General features: G+C 33.1%; 19 protein-coding genes. 10 read left to right on the top strand and 9 right to left on the bottom strand.

Annotated elements, in window-relative coordinates; translation table 11 throughout:
- Nucleotides 1-313 precede the first annotated feature (313 nt).
- The 3 genes from IPM51_14095 to mnmG are packed head-to-tail and all read right to left on the bottom strand — an operon-like array spanning nt 314 to nt 4,370.
- Nucleotides 314-1,198 (bottom strand): class I SAM-dependent methyltransferase, encoded by an 885-nt coding sequence (locus IPM51_14095; GenBank protein ID MBK9285430.1) that lies wholly within the window; start codon nt 1,196-1,198, stop codon nt 314-316.
- Between the two features lie 23 nt (nt 1,199-1,221).
- Nucleotides 1,222-2,487 carry a tetratricopeptide repeat protein gene (locus tag IPM51_14100; protein ID MBK9285431.1) on the bottom strand — a complete coding sequence of 422 codons (1,266 nt, stop codon included), beginning with the start codon at nt 2,485-2,487 and terminating at the stop codon, nt 1,222-1,224.
- Entirely contained in the window at nt 2,484-4,370 is a 1,887-nt protein-coding gene (gene mnmG / locus IPM51_14105; protein ID MBK9285432.1) for a tRNA uridine-5-carboxymethylaminomethyl(34) synthesis enzyme MnmG, read from the bottom strand. The genes IPM51_14100 and mnmG overlap by 4 nt, the downstream gene beginning before the upstream one ends.
- A 94-nt stretch (nt 4,371-4,464) precedes the next feature.
- On the opposite strand from mnmG, the gene IPM51_14110 reads away from it, so the two are divergent.
- On the top strand, nt 4,465-6,525 hold the full coding sequence (locus IPM51_14110; GenBank protein ID MBK9285433.1) for a SpoIIE family protein phosphatase: 2,061 nt from the start codon (nt 4,465-4,467) through the stop codon (nt 6,523-6,525).
- Here the strand turns inward: IPM51_14110 and IPM51_14115 are convergent, their stop codons facing one another.
- Both IPM51_14115 and rpiB read right to left on the bottom strand, forming a co-directional pair.
- The gene (locus tag IPM51_14115; GenBank protein ID MBK9285434.1) at nt 6,526-7,059 is read right to left on the bottom strand and encodes a hypothetical protein; all 534 of its coding nucleotides are present in this window, start codon (nt 7,057-7,059) and stop codon (nt 6,526-6,528) included. It abuts the gene before it with no gap.
- Nucleotides 7,060-7,065: 6 nt separating this feature from the next.
- On the bottom strand, nt 7,066-7,518 hold the full coding sequence (gene rpiB, locus IPM51_14120; GenBank protein MBK9285435.1) for a ribose 5-phosphate isomerase B: 453 nt from the start codon (nt 7,516-7,518) through the stop codon (nt 7,066-7,068).
- A 463-nt stretch (nt 7,519-7,981) separates the two neighbouring features.
- On the opposite strand from rpiB, the gene nadA reads away from it, so the two are divergent.
- The 7 genes from nadA (at nt 7,982) to IPM51_14155 (ending at nt 19,148) form a co-directional block, all read left to right on the top strand.
- Nucleotides 7,982-8,959 carry a quinolinate synthase NadA gene (nadA, locus tag IPM51_14125; GenBank protein MBK9285436.1) on the top strand — a complete coding sequence of 326 codons (978 nt, stop codon included), beginning with the start codon at nt 7,982-7,984 and terminating at the stop codon, nt 8,957-8,959.
- A gap of 1 nt (nt 8,960) precedes the next feature.
- A complete protein-coding gene (locus IPM51_14130) occupies nt 8,961-10,622 on the top strand; it encodes a hypothetical protein (protein MBK9285437.1) in 1,662 nt (553 codons plus the stop codon).
- A 33-nt stretch (nt 10,623-10,655) separates the two neighbouring features.
- Complete coding sequence (locus IPM51_14135) at nt 10,656-13,301, top strand: PAS domain S-box protein (protein MBK9285438.1); 2,646 nt, start codon at nt 10,656-10,658, stop codon at nt 13,299-13,301.
- An 8-nt stretch (nt 13,302-13,309) separates the two neighbouring features.
- Nucleotides 13,310-14,068 (top strand): response regulator, encoded by a 759-nt coding sequence (locus IPM51_14140; protein ID MBK9285439.1) that lies wholly within the window; start codon nt 13,310-13,312, stop codon nt 14,066-14,068.
- A gap of 94 nt (nt 14,069-14,162) precedes the next feature.
- A complete protein-coding gene (radA, locus tag IPM51_14145) occupies nt 14,163-15,539 on the top strand; it encodes a DNA repair protein RadA (GenBank protein MBK9285440.1) in 1,377 nt (458 codons plus the stop codon).
- 3 nt (nt 15,540-15,542) lie between these two features.
- Complete coding sequence (locus tag IPM51_14150; protein ID MBK9285441.1) at nt 15,543-17,651, top strand: tetratricopeptide repeat protein; 2,109 nt, start codon at nt 15,543-15,545, stop codon at nt 17,649-17,651.
- Nucleotides 17,652-19,148: a tetratricopeptide repeat protein gene (locus tag IPM51_14155; GenBank protein MBK9285442.1), complete on the top strand. Its 1,497-nt coding sequence runs from the start codon at nt 17,652-17,654 to the stop codon at nt 19,146-19,148.
- Here IPM51_14155 and IPM51_14160 read toward each other — a convergent pair.
- The gene (locus tag IPM51_14160) at nt 19,138-19,344 is read right to left on the bottom strand and encodes a hypothetical protein (GenBank protein ID MBK9285443.1); all 207 of its coding nucleotides are present in this window, start codon (nt 19,342-19,344) and stop codon (nt 19,138-19,140) included. The two genes, IPM51_14155 and IPM51_14160, sit on opposite strands and share 11 nt — an antisense overlap.
- Before the next feature lie 34 nt (nt 19,345-19,378).
- Between IPM51_14160 and IPM51_14165 the strand changes: the two genes are divergently transcribed.
- A complete protein-coding gene (locus tag IPM51_14165; protein ID MBK9285444.1) occupies nt 19,379-21,007 on the top strand; it encodes a tetratricopeptide repeat protein in 1,629 nt (542 codons plus the stop codon).
- A 4-nt stretch (nt 21,008-21,011) separates the two neighbouring features.
- Here the strand turns inward: IPM51_14165 and rfaE2 are convergent, their stop codons facing one another.
- Genes rfaE2 through IPM51_14180 form a run of 3 tightly spaced genes read right to left on the bottom strand, consistent with a single transcriptional unit; the run spans nt 21,012 to nt 22,857 of the window.
- Entirely contained in the window at nt 21,012-21,503 is a 492-nt protein-coding gene (gene rfaE2, locus IPM51_14170) for a D-glycero-beta-D-manno-heptose 1-phosphate adenylyltransferase (GenBank protein ID MBK9285445.1), read from the bottom strand.
- The gene (locus IPM51_14175; GenBank protein MBK9285446.1) at nt 21,490-22,506 is read right to left on the bottom strand and encodes a flippase-like domain-containing protein; all 1,017 of its coding nucleotides are present in this window, start codon (nt 22,504-22,506) and stop codon (nt 21,490-21,492) included. Before IPM51_14175 ends, rfaE2 begins: the two co-directional genes overlap by 14 nt.
- Nucleotides 22,507-22,857, bottom strand: a complete 351-nt coding sequence (locus IPM51_14180) for an aspartate 1-decarboxylase (protein ID MBK9285447.1) — start codon at nt 22,855-22,857, stop codon at nt 22,507-22,509.
- Nucleotides 22,858-23,048: 191 nt separating this feature from the next.
- Between IPM51_14180 and IPM51_14185 the strand changes: the two genes are divergently transcribed.
- Nucleotides 23,049-23,732 carry a PorT family protein gene (locus IPM51_14185; GenBank protein ID MBK9285448.1) on the top strand — a complete coding sequence of 228 codons (684 nt, stop codon included), beginning with the start codon at nt 23,049-23,051 and terminating at the stop codon, nt 23,730-23,732.
- Nucleotides 23,733-23,747: the final 15 nt, after the last annotated feature.

The following is a 23,747-nucleotide window of genomic DNA, read 5'->3' on the forward strand; positions in this document are numbered from 1 at the left end:
TTACTAAAACTTCCTTGCTTAGGCCCGGAAAGCTTTTGCTTAGTATCGCAAATATTCAATATTATTGAATTTACAATTTGTAACATTATTAATCTGTTGATGCAGTAGAATCAATAATATAACTAAAGATATAGTAACACTACATTGTTTTTGAATTTGATGAGCTAATAAGCTTTTACAATTAGTAATTGCATAACTGCCATGACAAAATCGGGAAACCTTAAGTTATTTGTGGAATAAATAATAATAGAAGAGATACTCCTAGTGAATAAGCATAGTTATTCTATAAAATATTTATAGAAATTGAGGCAATCTAAGCCTTTTTGAAGGTGTAAATTACACTAGAGTAGTCTGAGGCTGATTTTGCTTTTAGATTGGAAATAAAGCCCCTTAAAAAAGCCTTTATAAGCGAGGGCCTTCCTGACTTATATTTCTCAGATAAAAGACTTACGTAATAACTATCAAACTTCATGGGTTTTGTTTGAAGCAATTTGAAGCCGTGATTAGCAAGTAGGTTTGAAATAGAGTTTAAATTGAAATGATAAAGGTGTCGTGGCACATCATATGCCGCCCAATATTCTCCATAATATTTCGCATCGTAACTACAGTAATTGGGCACGGCAATAACCAATACCCCGTCCGAGTTTAAGCTTTTGTGAAAGAAGGATAAGGTTTGATCAAGCTCGGTAACATGTTCTAAAACGTGCCATAATGTAATTGCATTCAAACTTCTTTCCGGTATAGTTTGGTTTAATTCATTAAGGTTTTGTTTTATTTCCAGACCATGTTTTTCGGCCAATTTTCGGGCCCCGGAGTCAGGCTCCAACCCATAAACTTTCCACGACATTTTTTTACAAGTTTGTAAAAACATTCCTGTACCACAGCCATAGTCTAATAAAGTTCCACGTGAAACATACTCTCTTAAAAGGCCTTCTTTCTTTTTTAAGGTATAATCCCTTACGAGATGATATAGCTTCGATACAATTCCCTTCTTAGTATCGGAATGAGAAATATAATCTTCCGATTTATAATATTCCCCCAGCACTTCATTTTCCGGTCGCGGGTTAGTAAATCTGAAATCACATTTAGCACAAGCAACGATATTAAATAACTCACCGGATACGGTATAATCCTTACAGGTGATTACTTCTTTAAAGTCATTATTATGACAAACAGGACAGCTTTGTATAGAATGCATATAAACTAATGTTTCACGTGGAACTATTTTCTCTTTAACTTCAATAAAAACCAAACTACAACAATGATCAAAAGGGCTAAAAGTCCAAGCGTGTACTTAATAACCGGCGATTCTGTGGACGGATCTGAGGCCTCCGCTATAAGTGTAGGCTTAGAAGCGGCAACGGTATCTAGTGAAATATCCTCAAGTCTAACAGGCACAAAAGACCCTAAACTATCCTTTATCTTCTTTACAATATCACCATATAAGTCTGCTTTCTTTTGATCACCAAGTCCGCGATATGCTTCAATTAAAGAAACGGCGGCATTATTTTGTTCTTCTAAATTACCATTACTAATGGCCGATTGGTATGATTTATTTGCGCAGCTCAAGCCGTTTTTATAATCACCCATTGCGTTATAACACCCGGCCATTAAATTATAAGTTACACTCTCCTTTCTTAGGTGTCCTAAACTACTGTTTAAGGTTAGGGCCATATTAAAATAATGAATAGCTGAATCGTATAGATTTTGTTTAACAAACAAACCGCCAAAATTATTATAAGAATTACCTAAGCCCTCTTGGTCCTGTGATTTCTTTGAAAGTTGAATTGCCATTTGCAAATAATCTTTAGCCATTTTAAAATTACCTTCTCTAAGCGCTAAAACGCCTAATCCATTATAGCATTTAGCAACCCCTCTTTCATCATTAATCGCGATCCTATACTCCAACGATTTTTTGGTTAAGGATTTAAATGTGGTGGTATCTTTTTGTCGAATGGCAATATTGGCAATGTTAATCATAGTTATGGCCGCGCTTGAACTATCTCCAATTTCATTTTGAACGCTTAAAGCGCGATTATAATAATAAATTGCTTTCTTGAAATTTTGTGCGTCTTGAAAGAGAAAACCAATATTAATTAAAGAAGTAGAAACGCCGCGGCGGTCGCCTATATCTAATTTAATGCTTAAGGCTTCGTGATACTTTTTTAATGCTTCTTGTGCCTTGTTGTTTCTTTGCATGTGAAAGCCCGTGTTCACTATTGCATCAGAATAAACCTTTAAATAATATAAACGTGTAATATTATTTTTATCGTGTATATACTTTGAAGAAATATCAAACAGTTGTTGATTGTATTTGGGCCAGATATTATCGTTTGATTCTCCCTCAATTAGCTCAATTAGTAAAAGACATTTAATCGAGTCTTTTGGCTCCGCGTTAAGAATTTCTCTTAATTCTTCGGTGCTTCGAACTTGACCGAACGCAATAAAACAAGCTAACAACAATTTTAAAAAAACAACTTTTCTCATCTACCCAAACTAACTAACAATACTGAAATATCAGCCGGATTAATACCTGAAATTCGACTAGCTTGGCCTATTGTACCCGGACGGAACTTTTTAAGCTTTTCTTTGGCCTCCAATCCTAAACTAGCAATTTCATCATAATTGAAAGCATCATGTATTTTTAACTCTTCAAGCCTTTGAAGTTTTGAGGCATTATCTTTTTCCTTTTCAATATAGCCTTCATACTTCATTAAAATTTCAGCTTGCTCTATTTCTTCTTTTGTAAAACGTGATAGAAATTCCGAAACGGAACGTTCGTTCCTATATAAATCTATTATGCCGATATTAGGCCTTGAAATTATTGATGCGTATTTTACTTTTTGCGAAATGGGGGCAGAGCCAATGCTTTCTAAAAATGGATTTACGCTTTCGGGTGAAACGCTAGTGGCTCTAAAATAATCGATAATTTGATTATAATTTTTAACTTTTTGGTCTACCGCATCAACCCTTTCTTGATTTGCTAATCCTATTTTATTTGAAAGGTTGGTTAAACGCACGTCGCAATTATCTTGTCTCAAAAGCAATCTATATTCCGCCCTGGAAGTAAACATTCTATAAGGTTCATCAGTACCCTTCATCACTAAATCATCAATTAAAACTCCTATATAAGCATCAAAGCGATTTAAAATGAGCGGATTTTTTTCCTGCACTTTCAAATGCGCATTTATACCTGCCATTAAGCCTTGACATGCCGCCTCTTCGTATCCGGTAGTTCCGTTTATTTGGCCGGCAAAATACAATCCTTGAATAAGTTGTGTTTCTAAAGTTAATTTTAATTGCGTTGGCGGGAAATAATCATACTCGATTGCATAACCTGGCCTGAACATTTTGGCTTTGTCAAATCCGGGAATTAATCGCAATGCTTTCAGCTGAACGTCCTCGGGCAAAGAGGTTGAAAATCCATTCACGTATATTTCTACGGTATTCCACCCTTCGGGTTCCACAAAAAGTTGATGTCTTTCTCTTTCACTAAACCTGGTAATTTTATCTTCAATACTTGGACAATATCTTGGGCCAAGTCCCTGAATTCTTCCTTGAAACATGGGTGATTTTTCAAAGCCCGTCCTTAATATATCATGAACTTTATCGTTGGTATAACTAACATGACATGGAATTTGTTTTTTAGCATTTTCTCCAATAAAAGGGGAGGTATTTGCTAAGTAAGAAAATTTATCTACAACCTCATCTCCTTCCTGAACTTCCATTTTTGAATAATCCAAACTTCTTCCATCAATTCGCGGGGGAGTTCCGGTTTTCATTCTTCCGCTTATAAAACCAAGTTGCACTAATTGTTCTGTAATTCCTTTTGCGGCCGGCTCGCCGGTTCTTCCGCCGCCCAATTGTTTTTCACCAATATGAATAACTCCATTTAAAAATGTGCCGTTTGTAAGAACCACGGCCTTGGAATAGAATTTAGATCCAAGCCCGGTAATTACACCAACAACAGAACCGCCGTCTTCCGATAATATCAATTCCTTTACCGCATCTTGCCAAAAATCTACATTACTCGTTTTTTCTAACATTTCTCTCCACAACGCGGCAAACAAAGCCCTATCGTTTTGACTACGCGGGCTCCACATAGCGGGTCCTTTACTGCGATTAAGCATTCTGAACTGAATGCTTGATTTATCAGAAACAATTCCGCTATATCCTCCCATCGCATCAATCTCCCTTACAATTTGTCCTTTAGCAATACCGCCCATAGCCGGATTACAACTCATTTGTGCAATGGTTTGCATGTTCATGGTAACCAGTAGGACTTTAGATCCCATATTGGCTGCGGCAGCGGCGGCTTCACAACCCGCATGACCTGCCCCAACTACTATAATATCGTACACTTCATTCACGAAGAACAAAGATAATTAAAAGTTAGACTAACTCCCGAATAGAAACATAAAGTACTATCTATAACAAATTTCAGTAACTTAGAGGGTAGTTACAGTGGTAAAACCTTACTTTATATACTTATTCGTTTTCCTTCTACAAACTATTCAAGCACACAATCCTGATTCATTAGCGCTTGAACACAAAAGACAATACGAATTAAAAAGAGAAGGTTTAGGTGCCGACACGCTTATGTTTAATTTAAGCGCTAAAGCAAGTAAAGCGTTTTTAGAAGAAAATAAAATTGCGAAAGCGTTGCATTATAATAAAATTCAAAATTTATATTATTTAAAAATAAAACAATACAGTAAAGACAGTATTTACTTAAGAAATGCGAATTATAACACAGTATTAAACAGAATATACATTTTAGAGCGAAACGAAAATTACAACGATGCTTTGGCGCTGTCGTTTGCGCTACTAAAAGAAGAAGAAAAACACGGTGATCATAGGCGTTTAGCTGTAATTTTAAATGAAATAGCATTTATTTATTACTCATTTAATAATTATGAACAATCATTAACTTTTTATAGCCGGGGACATAAAGAGACGGAACAAACGGGCGACACGCTTTTAATTGGCGCAAGTTATTTAAACTTGTATGGAATCCACTCGGCGCTTGGTGATAATAAATCGGCAATAGCTTATTGTTTAAGTGCCGCGGGCTGCTTTAAAAAAATAAATCATAATAATGGATTGAGGGCTGCTTACGCTAACCTGGCAATCTATTATCAAAATATTAATATTGACCAATCTTTAAGTTACGCCCGAATGGCTAAAGACCTTAGTGGGGGAATAGTAGACTTAGATAATCCGGCACTTGAAGATATTATCATGGCGGAAATATATTTGAAAAAAGCACAATCAGAAAAATCGCCGGCACAAAAAAATAAATACCTAGACTTGTCTTATGCACAATATAAAAATGTGGAACATGTTGGAAAAATTTATAATAAGCGGGCTGTTTTAAAAAGGGCCAACTTTGGCTTCTCTGAATTGGAAAGAATAAAAGGAAATTATAAAGGCGCCTATGATTATTACCTCATTTATGATAAATATAACGACACCTTATTAAATGGAACAAGTTTATCAGGAGCAAACTCTATTCTAAAATACGAGTTTGATAAAAAAACCCTTGAGCAAAAACAGCTCATGCACCAAAAAGAAAAAGAAAAAACAAAAGACCTGGAAAAACAAAAAATTTTTAAGAACTTTTTTATTTTAGGTTTTGTTTTAGTAACCACAGGAGCTTTTTTTATTTACAAGGCGTTGCGTCAGAAAAAACGCGCCATGAAAATTATAGTTGATCAAAAATTAAACGCTGAAAAGCAGGCACTTATTATTGAGCAAAAACAACAGCAGTTGATTGATGGCATGAATTATGCCCAAAACATTCAACGTTCTTTAATTAAAGACGAAGCTGATTTTAAAAATATTTTGCCTGATTCGGTTTTATATTTTAAACCAAAAGATATTATTAGCGGCGATTTTTATTGGTTTCATAAACTCGAAGATGGCACAGTCGTTGTGTTATTAGCAGACTGTACCGGCCACGGCGTGCCTGGTGCATTATTAAGTATGATTGGAATTAGTATAATTAATGAAATAGTGTTGTATAAAAAAACAGCTGACATTAAACAAATTTTACTTTCCTTTTCAAACAATCTAAAAACAGCCTTCAAAAAAAACGACGATGGTTTTTATACAGATGGCATGGAAATTTCTATTTGCTGTATTTTACCCAATAAAGAGTTACATTTTATTGGTGTTAATCAAGCGCTATACGTGTTAAATAATAATGGTGAATTAAACAAAATAGAACCGCAAATTAATTCCATTAATGGTGTATTTGATTTATTACCTAACGAAATTATTACTCCTGAAATTATACCCTATCAAAAAGACCTCACTTTCTTTTTATTTAGCGACGGGATTAGTGATCAATTTGGCGGACCACAAAATAAAAAGTTTCTTTCCGGTAGATTAGAACAATGTTTAAAAACTAACGCTTCAGAAGAGACGAGTGTAATTAAAAAACAAATTATTTCCTCTTTTGAGGGTTGGAGGGGTCGGTTAAAACAAACCGATGACGTTACTTTCCTTGCTTTTAAACTATAATTAATCTCCTCCGCAAGCTTCTTCAATCTTGTCCATTTTATCTTCAGAAAATTTTCCGCTTTGAACTTCCAGAATTTTACCTGATTTATCTAAAACAAAAATATAAGGCTGCTCGCGATCGCTTATTCCCATATTTTTTGCTAATAGCTTCATATCTGTTTTATCCGTATCCATAATAAATGGCCAAAAGCCCTTATCCGTACTTTCCATATATTCAGATTTTACCTTTTTTATTCCCCCTATTACAGGAATGTAAACAAAATTAACGTCGTATGAATTAGTCATATCAAATTGTGAGCTTTTTTTATCCGGTGCGCTAAAAGTGGAATGAAGTGGGTTTAACCACTTTTTTTGATCGTCTTCCGCGCTTCTTTGAAATACCATAGCCACAACAGTTTCTTTTCCGTTTGGAATAGGAATTTTAATGGTTTTACCATTTAAATCTACGCCCTCAATAGGGGGAAACATTTTTCCTTTTTGTGCTGAAATAATTCCTGAAATTAAAAGCCCTGCGATTAATAATATATTTTTCATATGTGTTTATTTTATGTCTATTTTTTGTACCCTTTGTTCGTGTCTTCCTCCTTCAAACGTTTCGTTCAAAAAGCGGTCAACACATTTTTGGGCCTCTTCTAAGCTTATAAACCTGGCCGGTAATACTAATATATTAGCATTGTTGTGTTGTTTCGCTAAAGCCGCCACTTCATTATTCCAACATACGGCTGCTCTTATTCCTTTATGTTTGTTTGCGGTCATTGCTATTCCATTACCACTACCACAAATTAATATGCCTAAATCTGCCTCTTTATTTAATATTCCCAATGAAACCGCGTGACCGTAATCCGAATAATCGGCTCTTTCAGAACTAAAACACCCCTTATCAATACACTTAATATCTAGTTCATTTATATAGCCAACTAAGTGTGCTTTTAAATCATATCCGGCATGATCACTTCCAATGGCAATAAGTAAGGCTTGAGGGTTTAAAGTCATTGTTCAAAAATAGTAATACTCGTTAATTAACACTCAAAAATTAACTAACTGTAAATGAACAATATTAAAAGTCAACTTATAAACATGTTTTGAGTATTTTAGAATTTATCCTACTCATTTGTTTCTATAGTTTTTTTAAGATTAATTCAAATAAATTCATATACCAGCCTCTTTAACTAAGAAACAAGCCTTATTCCTTAATTTTACATTTAATTTTATACATCCATACTGAATTATTGACAAGTAAAATAACAAACTTTTTATCCATACTCATTAATTCTAACAATTGTTAATAGTAATTATATACATCAAATTCAATTAATTAAAGCCTTACATTTGTTAATAGGCTGTTAATGATGTGTGTGTTGCTTTAAAACCTAATTTATTTAGGCTGGTTAATGAACAGAACTAACAAGCTATATATATAATACAAATAAAATATTTAAAAATTTAAAAATATTATATGTTATTAAAGAACGGATACGTTGAAGCTGAAATTAACCCTTCGATTAATCTATTTAATGAAGTAAATTTACTGAAAAAAGAAAAAAATGCGGTGATTTTAGCGCATTACTACCAGAATGCAGATATCCAGGATATAGCAGATTATATTGGTGATAGTTTAGGCTTAGCGCAACAAGCAGCAAAAACTAATGCAGAAATAATTTTATTTGCCGGGGTACATTTTATGGCAGAAACCGCAAAAATTTTAAACCCTAAAAAAAAAGTTCTTATTCCTGATTTAAATGCAGGTTGCAGTTTAGCAGATTCTTGTCCGCCAACAATTTTTAGTGAATTCAAAAAAGCTCATCCTGATCATATTGTTATCACTTATATTAACTGTACTGCCGAAATAAAAGCATTATCAGATGTAATTGTAACTTCAACTAATGCGGTTCAAATTGTTGAATCATTTCCAAAAGATCAAAAAATAATATTTGCTCCTGATAAAAATTTGGGAGCATATATCAATAAAAAAACCGGAAGAAATATGGTTTTATGGGACGGAGCATGTATGGTTCATGAAATATTTAGCTTAAAAAAATTATTGGAGTTAAAATTAAATAATCCCAATGCTCAAATTATTGCTCACCCGGAATGTGAAGAAGAAATTTTAAATTATGCTGATTTTATTGGAAGTACTACTGCATTATTAAATTATACCAAAAGCAATAAGGCTAATGAATTTATCGTTTTAACGGAAACCGGAATATTGCATCAAATGCAAAAGAATAGTCCTAATAAAACATTTATACCCGCTCCACCCGAAAACAACTGTGCGTGCAATGATTGTCCGCACATGAAATTGAATACACTCGAAAAAATATATTTAACCTTAAAACATGAACAACCCGAACTACATATGAGTGATGATTTATTAAACAAAGCAAAAAACCCTATTCTTAAAATGATGGAATTAAGTGCTAAATTTGGATTATAATTTGAAATACTTTTTAAAAATATTATTTTTTTTATTTTCAGTTAATTTAGGTTTTTCTCAAACCATAAATCAAAACGGCTATAATAAATTTTATTATGAAAACGGAAAGATAAGTAGTGAAGGAACAATGAAAAACGGTAAAGCAGATGGATATTGGAAAAATTATTACGAGAACGGAAAATTAAAAATAGAAGGAAACCGAAAAAATTATTTATTAGATAGTGTTTGGAAATTTTATGATCAACGCGGAAAAATTACTCGTACGATTGAATACAGAGAAGGAAAGAAAAATGGATTAATTGTTATTTATGATACGGCACAAAAAATAACAAGTATTGAATCATATAGTAATGACATTAAACAAGGGTTTGCAAAAACATTTCATTCAAACGGAAAAACAAAATCTTTTGTTTTATACGATAGAGGTTTACAAGAAGGCGCAGGATATGAATATAGCAACGACTCATTAATTACAGCATTTATGCTGTATAAAGGAGGAATTTTACAAAGTTATGAACGTATAAATCAAAAGGATCTAAATAATAAAAAGCAAGGTATATGGAAAGAGTTTCATGATAACTTAGAAGTTAAAAAAGAAATGAAATTTTACGATGATTCTTTGGATGGGTATGTGAAAGAATATGATAAAAAAGGAAATTTAATTGCGACCAAAAAATACAACAACGGAAAACAAATATTAAATGCTCCCGAAATTGCACAAGTGGAAGTGTATCGAGAGGTTTTTCAAGATGGTACTTTAAAATATGAAGGTGTTTATAGCGACGGTGTTGCAATTGGTTCTCACTATAAATACAAACAAAAATATGAATGCGATAGCAGTTTATTTTTAAGAGATGATACCAGTAAAATACCGGTATATATAAACCGCTTGGTTTGCCGAAACGTACCTGTGCCAGATAGTTGTATTGAATATTTTGATGGTGTTATTGTGGCTAAAGGCGCGTGTGATAGCGCCAGAAACAGAATTGGTTTTTGGAATGAGTTTCATTATACCGGTGAATTTAAAGGGAAAGGAGTTTACAAAAATGATCATAGAATAGGGGAGTGGGAGTTTTATTACTCATCGGGCAAGCTTGAACAAAAAGGTAAGTACGATAAAAAAGGAAGAGCGCAAGGTGTTTGGAAATGGTATTATGAATCAGGTACCATTATGCGTGAAGAAAATTATATAAATGGAAGAAGGGAAGGTTTATTAACGGATAAAGATGAATCAGGAAAAATTATTTTACAAGGAAATTTTGTAGATAACAATAAAGAAGGTATTTGGATATATGAAACACCGGATTATATGGAAAAAGGGAAATACAGTAACGATCAAAGAGACAGCCTGTGGAGAAGTTGGTACATGCCCTCTAAAATAAAAAGATATGAAGGAAAATATAGCGCAGGAGATCCGGTTGGGATCCACACGATGTATTATCCCAATGGAAAAAAAATGGAATCAGGCGAATATGTAAGCGGCATGAAAGAAGGGGATTGGAAATATTACGACGAATATGGCATGAATTATTTAACGATATTTTATAAAAACGATATTGAAATAAAATGGCAAGGTGTAAAAATTAAACCCACCTACGAAGAAAGTTTACGGACGTATAATATCAAAATCGACGAAAACAGAACACAAACCATCAGAAAATAATACCTTAGAGCCGTATAGTTTGGAATAGAGGCAATGTTTAGTAAAAAAATAAAACAAACAAATGTGGATTTTAATACACTATCCGCTTTACCTCTAGCTACAATAGTTTTTGATTTAAAAAATATATACCTAATTAATAAAGAGGCGGCGACATTATTTAATTTACCTATAGTAAAAAATAAATCGACCAAACTATTTAATGTATTTAAGTATTTATCAGAGAGTGATAAAAAAAAGGCCACAAGCCTTCATAAAAAAATAATTCAAAGCGAAAAAACAACCGAACAGAATTATTTTTTCCAAATTAAAAAAAGCAAAAAACTATTTGTTAAGGTTATTTATTCAATAGTTTTTCATAACGAAAAAAAAGCAATTCAGGCTACATTTATTAATCAAACAGAATTGAATAACGAATTTCAGTTTTTAAACGAAATTAAAACCAAGTTTGAATTAATTACAAACAACACAAATGAAATTATATGCTTTTATAGCTATATTGAACCCGAGCGTTATTTATATGTTAGTCCAAATATTGAAAGAATATTAGGTTTTAAACCGGAAGAACTTCTGCGCGATCATAATTTCTTTAATAAAAGAGTTATTTTTAATAAAAGAGAATTTTTAAAATTAGACGGCGTAATTAAAGATATTCAAAAAAGAAACAGCACCGAAAATTACTCCTATACATTTAAAATTTTAAAAAAGAAAAAGGAAGAAATTTGGCTTGAAAATAACTTAACGCCTATTGCGAATAAAGAAGGTAAAGTAGAGTTTATCTTAAACGTAATTAAAGATATTACAGAAAGAAAAGAAAAGGAGTTATTAATTCAAACACAAAACGAAAACTATGAAAACCTGATAGATAACGCACAAATTGCATACGTTATTCACAACCAGGGAATAATCATTCACTGTAATGACGAATTATTAAAAATATTAGGGTATAAGGATAAAAAAAGCGTCCTGGGTAAATTTGCCGTCGACTTTTTTATTCCGGAACAAAGGAAAAAAGTAATTAATCGGATAAAAGATGTTTACAATAGAAAAAAATTAAACGAGCCCAATACTTATTTTTTACTGAAAAGTAACGGTAAAAAGGCCGAGGTTGAAATACGCTCTTCTCTTACAAAATACAACAACACCTTGTGCATTCTGTCTTCTGTAATTAATGTTGGCCATCAAAGACAAATGGAAAGAGACAGGGTTCGCAATGAAATTACCGAACAAACCAATGCATTATTACAAAAAGAAATTAAAGAAAAAGAAATTGCCGAAAAAACATTGTTAACTAAAACCGCACAACTTACTGCAATTCTTGAAAACTCAAATCACCTCATATGGTCCGTTAATCGCGAAAGAAAAATTGTGTCTTTTAATAAAAACTATCAAAATCAAATTTTAAAAAAGTATAAAACAAAAATTAAGGAGGGCGATAGTCTTAACGACATAATGAAATTAATGGATAAGGGATTAATGAAATTTTGGAAATTACAGTATGAAAAAGCGTTTAATGGTGAAAGTTTAGAGTTTGAACGAGTAGAAACTTCCAAAAAAAACACCACCTATCGTCAAATTTTTATAAATCCAATATATGATGCAAAGGGCGTGGTTACCGAAGCTTCATGTATTGGGCACAACATTACGGCAGCTAAAGTATATGAGCAAAAGCTACAGGCTCAATCAGCAAAACTAAACGCTATTTTTGAGAGCAGTCACCATTATATTTGGGCGGTTGATTTAAAACAAAAATTAACCTCTTTCAATAAAAATTATAGTGATTTGGTGGCTATGTTATACAACACACAGCCTCATGTTGGGCTTGAACTTAACAGAGGGGTGCTGTCAAACGATGCGAATTATAATGATATTTTACAAATAAATTACGCAAAAGCTTTTGCCGGTAAACCCGCCAATTTTGAATTAGAAACAGTAGATAAAAATTATAACAGAATTTATTTGGATGTTTTTTTAAATCCGATTATGGAAGAAAACCGGGTTATAGAAGTGAGCGGAATAGCCCATGACATTACAGAAAAGAAAACGGCGCAACAACGAATGGAGCAGTCTTTAAAAGAAAAAGAAGTTCTGCTCAAAGAAGTACACCACCGGGTAAAAAATAACATGCAGGTAATCAGTAGCATTTTAAACCTACAATCCTCTTATGTAACCGACGAATATACGCTGGCACTATTAAAAGAAAGTCAAAATCGCATTAAAACAATGGCTTATATTCACGAAAGTTTATATCAAAATAAATCATTTACTTCCGTAAATTTTTCATCCTATATAACTACGCTTACTAATAATATTATTCAGTCTTATGTGGCTGATCGGGAAAGAATAAAGCTGGAATTAAATATTGAAAAAATCAACTTAAGTCTAGATAACTCAATTCCTGCAGGATTAATTATTAATGAACTGGTTACAAACTCACTGAAACATGGGTTTAAAAACGCCCAAAAAGGGCTTATAATTATAAGTTTGAAATCTGAAAATAACACTGTATATTTAGAAGTTAAAGACGACGGCAAAGGGATTGATCCTAAATTGGATTTAAGCAACACTAATTCGTTGGGGTTGCAGCTTGTAAATGCACTGGTTGATCAAATGAGTGCATCTATAAAATTTAATTCAGTACCGGGCAAGGGAACCAGCGTTGTTGTTGTATTTAAAATGTAAGTGTATACATGGAAAAATTGAATATTTTTATTGTTGAAGACGAAAGTATTGTGGCTAAAGACATTCAAAACAGCCTAATTAAATTAGGTTATAATGTTTTAGGAATTGCAAACAACGGAAAAGAAGCTATAGAAAAAATAACAGAATTGCAGCCCGATTTGATTTTAATGGACATCATGATTAAGGGCGATTTAACAGGTATAGATGTAAGTGAAAAAATTAGAGAAACCGTATCTGCACCGGTAATATTTTTAACAGCCTACGCCGATGAGGGAACTTTAGCTAAAGCAAAGATTACAGAACCATATGGATATATATTAAAGCCGTTTAAAGAAATTGATTTACACTCTACTATTGAAATGGCGGTGTATAAACACAAAAAAGACGCGGCCCTTCAAAAAGAACGCGATTTTTTATATTCTTTGGTTGAATCTAAAGACGATGCTTCTAAAGATATATTGTTTGTAAAGGCAAACAGCCGTTTGGTAAAAGTTTTACTTAAGGATATTTATTATGTTGAGGCCTTAAAAGATTATGTGATCATCAATACACAATACGCCCGCTATACAGTACATAGTACAATGAAAGATATAGAAAAGAAATTGGGAAATACTGATTTCGCTCGAGTACATCGCTCTTTTATTGCCCGTTTGGATAAAATTCAAAGCATAGATTCACAAAATGTTGTTCTCGAAAATGAAAAGAAAACTATTCCTGTTGGAGGTTCATATAGAGAAGAGTTGATGGCAAAATTAAATTTACTTTAATTTTATCCCTCCGTTTTATTTGAAAATTATTCATTTGTTTTATTTTTCTCATTAGCGTTTCTCGAGCTTAAGGTTTATTTTAGCACTACTTCTTATGGCTAAAACTAAAACAACTTTTTTTTGTCAAAATTGTGGAGCGCAATCTGCAAAGTGGGTGGGCAAGTGCTCCTCGTGTGGCGAATGGAACACTTATGTGGAGGAAGTTGTGCATAAAGAAGGGAAAAACGATAAACTTCATATTTTTTCAGCAAACAAAAAAGGAGAATCCAATAAGCCAATATTATTGCAAGAAGTGGGTACGCAGGATTATCCGCGAATTCAAGTGCCGGGTAAAGAGCTGGCAAGGGTTTTAGGAGGTGGTATTGTTCCGGGCAGCATCGTTTTGTTTGGCGGGGAGCCCGGAATAGGTAAATCAACACTAATGCTGCAATTAGCGCTTCGTTTAAAAAATTTAAAAGTATTATATGTCAGTGGCGAAGAAAGTGAACAACAAATAAAAATGCGCGCCGACCGGCTCGGAATTACAACCGAATCCTGTTTTATATTGCAAGAAACAAACACGCAGAATATTTTTCTTCAGATTAAAGAAATTCAACCAAATTTGGTTATAATCGATTCTATTCAAACTATTCATTCAAACTTTATTGAAAGTAGCCCCGGCTCGGTAAGCCAAGTGCGCGAATGTGCCGCAGAATTTTTGCGGTTTGCAAAGGAAACTAACACGCCTGTTTTTATGATAGGACACATTACCAAAGAGGGAAGTTTAGCCGGACCAAAAGTATTAGAGCATATGGTAGATACCGTACTTCAGTTTGAAGGAGACCGAAATCACATTTACCGTTTGCTACGCGCCACTAAAAATAGATTTGGAAGTACTAATGAAATTGGAATCTATGAAATGCAAGGCGAGGGGTTGAGAGAAGTTAACAACCCGTCAGAAATATTAATTACGAATCGCGAGAACCCTACAAGCGGAGTAGCTATTGCATCCACTTTAGAAGGCAATAGAGCAATGTTAATTGAAACGCAGGCGCTGGTTAGTACTGCTGCATATGGCACACCACAAAGAAGCTCCACAGGATATGATTTACGCCGACTGAATATGCTGCTGGCTGTGCTTGAAAAGCGTTGTGGGTTTAGAATTGGTATTAAAGACGTATTTATAAATATTGCAGGTGGAATTCGGGTAGAAGATCCCGGAATAGATTTAGCATTAATGTGCGCGGTGCTAAGCAGCAATGAAGATTTACCAATTCCACAAAACACTTGTTTTGCTGCTGAAGTTGGACTTACCGGGGAAATAAGGCCGGTGAATAAAATAGATCAGCGAATTAGTGAAGCGGAAAAACTTGGATTTGAAAAAATTATTATCAGTTCTTTTAACATGAAGGGCTTGAATTTAAAAAACAGTAAAATAAAAGTTTTACCTGTTACCAAAATAGAAGAAGCGTTTAATTTATTGTTTGGATAAAAAATGATTAGGCTTGTTTTTAGTATAATATTTTTACCCTTAATTATTTTTTCGCAAGCAAACATTGATTCGGCTATTTCACAAATTCACAATACTAAGTCCGAAATCGAGCGGGCAAGTCTTTATTTATTTATTGCCGAAAACAGCGCCGATGATGCAGAGTGGAAAAAATACAATGCTTTGGCACTAAGCGAAAGCGAAAAATTATTAAAAAACAACAGAACACAAAGCATTGCGATTGTGGCTGATATTTATGCAAAAGCACTTAACAACGAGGGATATATTTTATTACAAGAAAATAAAATATATGAAGCGAATAACATTTTTAAAAATGCTATTGAAATCAGAAAAGAATATAATATTCATAAAGGACTAGCCGACATCTATTCAAACGCAGGGGCCGCCATGGAGAATCTAGGGAGACTGAATAAGGCAATAGATAATTATTTATTAGCCATAAAGGAAGAAGATCGATTTCCGAATCCTGAAGTGAGAGCTGTTATATTAAATAATTTAGCAACCATTTATGATAACCTTTCAAATTCTAAAAAAGCACTTGAATATTATGAAAAATCTATAAAATGCTACGAAGAAATTAATAATCCGGAAGCGCTGTTTTCAACGTATATTAATCTAAGCACTTCCTATTACAACTCAAAAAACAACAAGAACGCAATTTATTATATTAGAAAGGCCTTGTTGCTGGCTGATTCAACAAATTTAGAGCATAAAAAATTAGACGCTTATGATGCAATTGGGCTGGTTTTTATCAACACAAACAATCCAGACAGCGCATCTGTTTACATTGACAAAACAATTCAATTAGCACTGAGCCAAAACAATTTTCCAATTTTAGCGTCAGGCTATTATGCTTATGGTTATATGCAACACAAAAAAGGAGATTATAAATTGGCCTCAAACTATTTTAATCGCTCTTATCAGATTTTTGATTCAATAAATGATTTACAAGGATTGCGCACTACTGTTGAACTCATGAAAGTGAATTGTGATAGCTTAAACGACTATAAAAACAGTAACAAATATTTACAAAAGCTTTTCGATTTAAAAGAAAATTTATACAAAAGCCAATTAAATAATTCTCTTTTAAATTTAGAACTTCAACTTGATTTTGATAAAAAAGAGGCAGAATACCTTTTAAAACAAGCGCAACACGAAACGGAGATAAACAATCAAAAATTCATTAAAAACTTTTTAATTGCCGGTTCTGCATTTCTGCTCATATTATCCATTTTAATTTATATTAACCTAAAAAATTCTCAAAAAGCAAGAAGGCAATTGAGTATTAAAAACAATGAAATACAAAGACAAAAAAAATTAGTGGTTGAAAAACAAAACGAAATGATTTCAAGCATAAACTATGCGCAAAGAATTCAATCGGCAATATTAACCGGCGAAGAAGTTTGGAAAAGAATCTCAAAAAGTTACTTTATTTTTTATCAGCCTAAAGATATTATTAGCGGAGATTTTTATTGGGCCCATGTTTTACAAAATGGAAGAGCTGTGTTTGCAGTTGCCGATTGTACGGGACACGGAGTGCCTGGTGGATTAATGAGCATGCTGGGGAATAGTTTTTTAAATGAAATTGTTGTTGAAAATAAAATATTTAATGCGGCAATTATTTTAAATAAGCTAAGAGAAAAAGTTATAAAATCTCTTGAGCAGAAAGGGATTGGTGATACACATGATGGAATGGATATCGCATTATGTGTTTGGAACAAAATGGATAACTCATTGGACTTTGCCGGTGCTAACAACGGTTTATTATTAATGCGAAATGCTAAAGTTCAGGCTTATGCAGGAAATAAAATACCAATTGGCACACACATTAACGACCGGGTTCCATTTGTAGGACAAACTATTCAATTACAAAAAGGAGATACGATTTATTTAACGAGTGATGGATTTCCTGATCAGTTCGGTGGACCCGAAACTAAAAAATACAAAACAAGTCAGCTTAAAACGGTATTAGAAGCCTTGTCAGATATATCAATGGATCAACAACACGAAATACTAAAACAAGATTTTGCTAACTGGAAGGGCAATCATGAACAAACAGACGATGTTTGTTTAATTGGAATTAAACTGGACTAAATGAAGAAACTATTATTTTTTATTTTAATATTAATAAATTGTCTTGCTGTAAATTCAATTAACATTGATTCTTTAAAAAAAGTTCTATCCATTATAAAAAATGATTCTATAAAGTGTGAGACATTGTATCAATTGTCCATGAACGCTTCTGAAGCTGAATGGCCGGAATTTAATAGTCAAATGTATTCCTTGGCATCTGAAAAAATAAAAGATGCAAAAACCGACAAACAAAAAAAGTATTATTATAAATTTTTAGGTGAAGCCGAAAATAATTTTGGTTTTCTGAAAGAAAATGAAGGCAAAGCCAACGACGCATTAGCTCACTATCTTAAAAGTCACAAATATCATAAGCAAGCTGACGAAAAATTTTTAGAGTCCTCGGCCCTAAGAAATGCGGGAAGCATGTATTATAATTTGGGTTATGTAGAGAAAGGTTTAATCTATTATCACGCAGCATTAAAAATAAGAGAGGGTTTCGGCGAAAGTGGAGAGTTAGCTAACATTTATAATGACGTAGGAATAATTTATGAAGGTCAGCACGATATTAAAAGAGCCTTGGAGTTTTATACGAAGGCACTATCCCTTTATAAAAAAATGAAGAACAGAGTGGGCGAGGCCAGAAGTTTAAATAATATTGGTTTATTGAATTACAGAAATGACTTAACCGATAAAAGCGTGTCATTTTTTGAAGAGGCATTAAAAATTCAGGAAGAAATTAATGATTTAAAGGGTCAGTCTTCAACCATTAATAATTTGGGTGGAGTATATTATTCTAAAAAGCAATATACGGAAGCTCTAAAATATTTTCTAAAAAGTTTTGATTTAAAAAAACAAGTGAATGACATAGTAGGTTCTAATAATGCCCTACAAAACATTGGGCAAATCTATTTAGTAACCGGTAAAACGGAAGACGCATTAAAAACAGCAAACTTATTATTTAAAAAAGCCCAAGAAATAAAATATCCCGAACAAATTAAAAACGCATCTAAATTACTTGGAAGTATATATGAGAAACAAAACAAGGGAATGGAGGCACTAAAAATGTATAAACTGTATTTTAATTTGAGAGACAGCTTACAAAGCTTGTCAACTCAAAAAGCAGCCATGCAGGCTGCCGTAAAATTTGAATACGAAAAAAAGGCAGCAGCAGATAGCGTCGCTTATGTAAACGCCACCAAAATAAAAAATGCAGAATTAAATAAACAAAAAGCAGAAATTCAAGTAAAGAAAAACCAACAAAAGGCTCTGTTTATCGGGTTGCTTTTAGTTGTGGTTTTTTCAATAATTATTTTTAACCGTCTTTTAATTATTAAAAAGCAAAAGGGAATAATTGAATCAAAGGAAAAAGAAGCGCAACACCAAAAAACAATAGTTGAAGAAAAACAAAAGGAAATTTTAGCAAGCATTCATTACGCACAACGAATACAAAAAGCGCAACTGCCCAACGATAAACAATTAATTTCTCTCATGAATATATCAAAGCAAACTAAGAATTGATTTTTTTGAGCAAGGCTGTTGTAGAAAAATTTGGGACTAAGGGAATAATTACAGTTTTTCCGCCATAAGATTTTACTTCATTATATCCAATCACGTTTTCTGCTTTATAGTCTCCGCCCTTAACCAAAAAGTCTGGCTTGATTTTTTTAATTAATTCAATAGGCGCGTCCTCATCAAACAAAATTTTTTTATCCAAAAACGAATAAAATTTAATTTGGTATATTTACTTTATGACGAAAAGAGATCTTCAAATGTATTTATCAATTTTTTTCTTGTTTTTATTTAATTATTCTCTTAATTCACAAAACATAGATTCGTTAACTAATTTGTTTTACACTGTTAATCATGACTCCATTCGAGTTCGTTTATTGTTGAATATAACAGAACATCTGATTTATCAGAACCCAGATTCCGCTGAACGAACTTTAATGATTGGCGCTCAAATTTGTGAAAAAGAATCAAATAAGAATAATTCAAATCTACAAGTGAAAAATGTTTTTAAAAAGTACACCGGGAACCTACTTATTTCTTTAGGCTATGTTAGCATGTATAAGGGCGAAATTGATGAGGCCTTTAAGAGGACAAATGAAGGATTAGGGGTGCTTTCTAAATTAAATGACGATCAAGGAATTGGCGTGGCATACTCTAACAAAGCTCAGTTGTTTCAAATGATCGGCAAAGCAGACAGCACAAATTATTATTTAAAAAAAGCCATTTTGCTTTTCAAGAAGATAAATAGTAATTATTATCTGACAGTATCATATAATATTTTGGCAGTAACATATGATTATCAAGGCAACTATGCTAAGGCGTTAGAAATTTACTTTGAGGCTTTAAGATACAGTGAAAAATCAAATAATTTAAGGCTTCTTGCAGGGGTAACACACAATATTGGTGCGGTTTATGAAGCTCTGAATGATCTTGAAAGAGCAGAGGAGTATTATCAGCGCGCTTTGACTAATAGAATAAAGTTTAACGACCAATTTGGGCTTGGTGAAAGCTACATAGCTCTTGGTAAGGTTATGAAAAAAAAATCTGACTATGATAAAGCATTTAGCTATTATAATAAAGCGTTGGAAATCCAAAAAAAAATTAATGATCTTCCAAACTTAGCGGTTACATATAATAACCTAGGACAACTAAATAGATTAATCGGAAACAAACTAAAGGCGTTAGAGTATTACCACAAGAGTATGGATATTCAATTAAAGATTCAGGACAAGAACGGACTAACTTTCTCTTATAGCAATATTGGAGGTTTATATAAAGAACAAAAGGAGTTTGATAAGGCCATTACATACACAATTAAATCTCTTGAAATAGCTAAGGAACTTGGATATCCTGAAAATATAAGAAATTCTGCCCAGTTGTTGTCTGATTTATATGAATTCAAAGGCAATTCCAAAAAGGCTTTTGAATATTTTAAAATTTACATAAAGATGCGTGATAGTCTAAGTAATATTGATGTTCAAAAATCAAGCATTCAACAACAAGAAAAACTTATTTATGAAAAAAAACAGGCCATAGCACAAGAAAAGTATGCTTCCGATCTATTACTTCAAACGGAAAAGTCTATGGCTGAAAAAAAACGACAAAATATTATCATAGGTTCAGTTTGCACTGTACTTATACTTGTGATGTTTTTTTCTGTATTGCTTTTCAAAAGGTATAAAACAAGCCAGAGACAACGTAAGATTATAGAGCTCCAAAAATCTGAAGTGGAAAAGCAAAAACATTTGGTTGAAGTGAAACAAAATGAAATACTAGATTCAATTCATTATGCGCGGCGAATTCAAATGGCGCAAATCCCTTCGGAAAAAAGGGTTTTTTTCATGTTCAAAAAAACAAATACAAGTTAAAAGATTATTTTTTCATTTTCTCAATGGTAGAAGTTGTTGAATAACCTTCCACTAGAGGAATGATCACCGTTTCACCACCAAAACTTTTAACTTCCGAATAGCCAACTACAATTTCTTTCTCGTAATCACCGCCTTTCACAAGAACATTCGGTCTTAATGTTTTGATTAATTCCAGGGGCGTATCTTCGTTAAACAACACTATGTAATCAACAAACTCCAATGAGGCCAAAACACATGCTCTCGCATTTTGATCATTTACCGGTCTGTTTTCTCCTTTACCTTGCTTTTTCACAGATTCGTCAGTATTCAATCCTAAAACTAAAATATCTCCCAAATCCCGCGCCTTTGCCAAAAGTGTTACATGCCCTTTGTGCAAAATATCAAAACAACCATTGGTAAAAACAATTTTTTTACCTTTTAATCGAAGTCCGTTTATAATTCTTACCGCATTATCCAGGTCTTGAATTTTAGTTTTTAAACGTTTATTGAACGACATCTTTATTTTTGTTATATAAAGGTAAAATTAATAAACTTAGAATTCCTAACACCAAAATTAATACGAATTGACCGGTCCACGAAAGCCAAGGTAAGGCAAACGCAGGCGCGTCTTCTACGCCGTAGGTTCCGGAAAGTATGGTATACAAAATAAAGGGATATGCTCCTAATCCTCCCGGCGCAAAAATTACACCCAGCGTTCCAAATAATAAAAGCGATAAACATTCTTTTTGCCCGAGGTGAGAAGTGCCGTCAATCGCAAAAAAACAAAAGTAAAGCGAATAAAAATAACTGGCCCAAATGAGTAAACTCAAAATAATAAATTGAATTGGGTTTTTAGTTTTACGTACGGAGCTCAATCCGTTTAGCATACCTAAAATTACTTTGCCAAATTTTCCTTTCAACTTAGCTGCAATTTTTTTTCGAAATAAAAAGAAAACAGCCACAAGCCCAATTCCAAAAAATAAAATTAAGCCTAATAAAATGGGCTTATTCATTAGCCCGGAAAACGATGAAGATATTTTATCAAAAATTAGTTCATTGGCTAAACCTATTAACTCATTAAACTGAACAAATAGGGTGACTACAAAAATGATAATGAAAATGAAAAAATCTACAATTCGCTCAGTAATAACCGTACCCAAGGCCACTTCAAAAGGCACCTTATCATATTTTGCAGCCAACGTACAGCGTGTAATTTCTCCCATGCGGGGAATGCCGTAATTAGCAAAATAACCCACCATAACATGGCAATTAGCATTTAGTAATTTGGTTTTATATCCTAAAGGCTCCAATAAATAATTCCACCGATAAGCTCTTAAAAAATGACTAAAAAAAGCAATCAAGAGAGAAACAAAAACCCAAAAGTAATTAGCCTCTGAAAATGCTTTAAGGATATTGTCTTTTTCAGGAGCAACTTGCCTTAACGAAAGCCAAATCAATAAAACTCCTATTGAAAGCAGAATAATAAATTGTATAACCGACTTGGTTTTACTGCCCTGCACTTATTTTAATTTATTGGTAGTTACATCCGGAAAAACAACCCAGGGCTTAAAAGTTTTAGCTTTTTCAAAAGCCATGTTTGCATAAGAAATAACAATAACAACATGCCCAGGTTTAACTTTTAACGCCGCGGGTCCATTCATGCAAATTACACCACTTCCTCTTTCCCCCTTTAGTACATAAGTTACTAAGCGCTCACCGTTATTTTTGTCTAATACATGAACCATTTCATTTTCAATCAAGTTAACTGCGTCCATTAAATCTTCGTCAATCGTAATACTTCCAATGTAATCTAACTCAGCCTGAGTTACGGTTACACCATGAAGTTTAGATTTCATTACTTGAATTTCCATAGCGGGGCAAATTTAGCCTTTTTTATTGTTACTTACGAGTACAAATGCCGTTAAAAATAAATAACTTTAGGCAATTTTAAACCAAATTTTACGTTATTTATATACTCCTGATTAGGTACAATTTCATACTCTTTTTTATCCTGATTTATTCCGGTTGCTTTTCGCAGCAAGGCGAAGGTTATGGAGTTAATTTGCCCAAATTTTATAAATCTAAATTACATTTTGGTTTTACCATTGCGGGTAATAGTACCGATTTCCGACTTAATCCCGTTCCTACTTCACAATTTCCGGATACGGTACTCATCAGTAATAAAGATACTACGCGTTTAAAAGTAATAACTGTTTTTTCTGATCCGGCACCGGGTTTTGCTATTGGCTTAGTTAGCGATTTTCGCTTGCACGAATATATTCGGCTGCGATTTACACCCAGCATAAGTTTTGGCTCTCGTAAAATTGAATATACTCTGGCTAACAAAACCCGCGATACGATCCGTAAATATCAAAAAACTGTAGAATCCACTTTTTTAATTTTCCCGCTGGAAGTAAAAGTTCAATCTAAACGATTAGATAATTTTAGCGCGTATGCAATTGGCGGCGGAGGATATATGCTCGATTTAAATGCGAAAAAGAAAACGGCCGGAACTACAGGCGGGGCTAATCAGTTAGATAATAATGTAAAACTAAAAAGAGATGACTTTTTTTATAGCGCTGGCGCTGGCGTTGATTTTTATCTGGAATATTTTAAATTAGGACTTGAAATTAAATTACTCATTGGGACTAAAAACTTACTGAGGCCCGAAAACAGCGTTTTTTCAAATAGTCTGGAAAAAGTACGCTCTCGCATGGTAGCTTTTACCATAACTTTTGAGGGTTAAAAACCAAAGAGATTA

The sequence above is a fragment of the Sphingobacteriaceae bacterium genome, from assembly GCA_016715905.1.
Taxonomy (GTDB): Bacteria; Bacteroidota; Bacteroidia; order B-17B0; family Aurantibacillaceae; genus Aurantibacillus.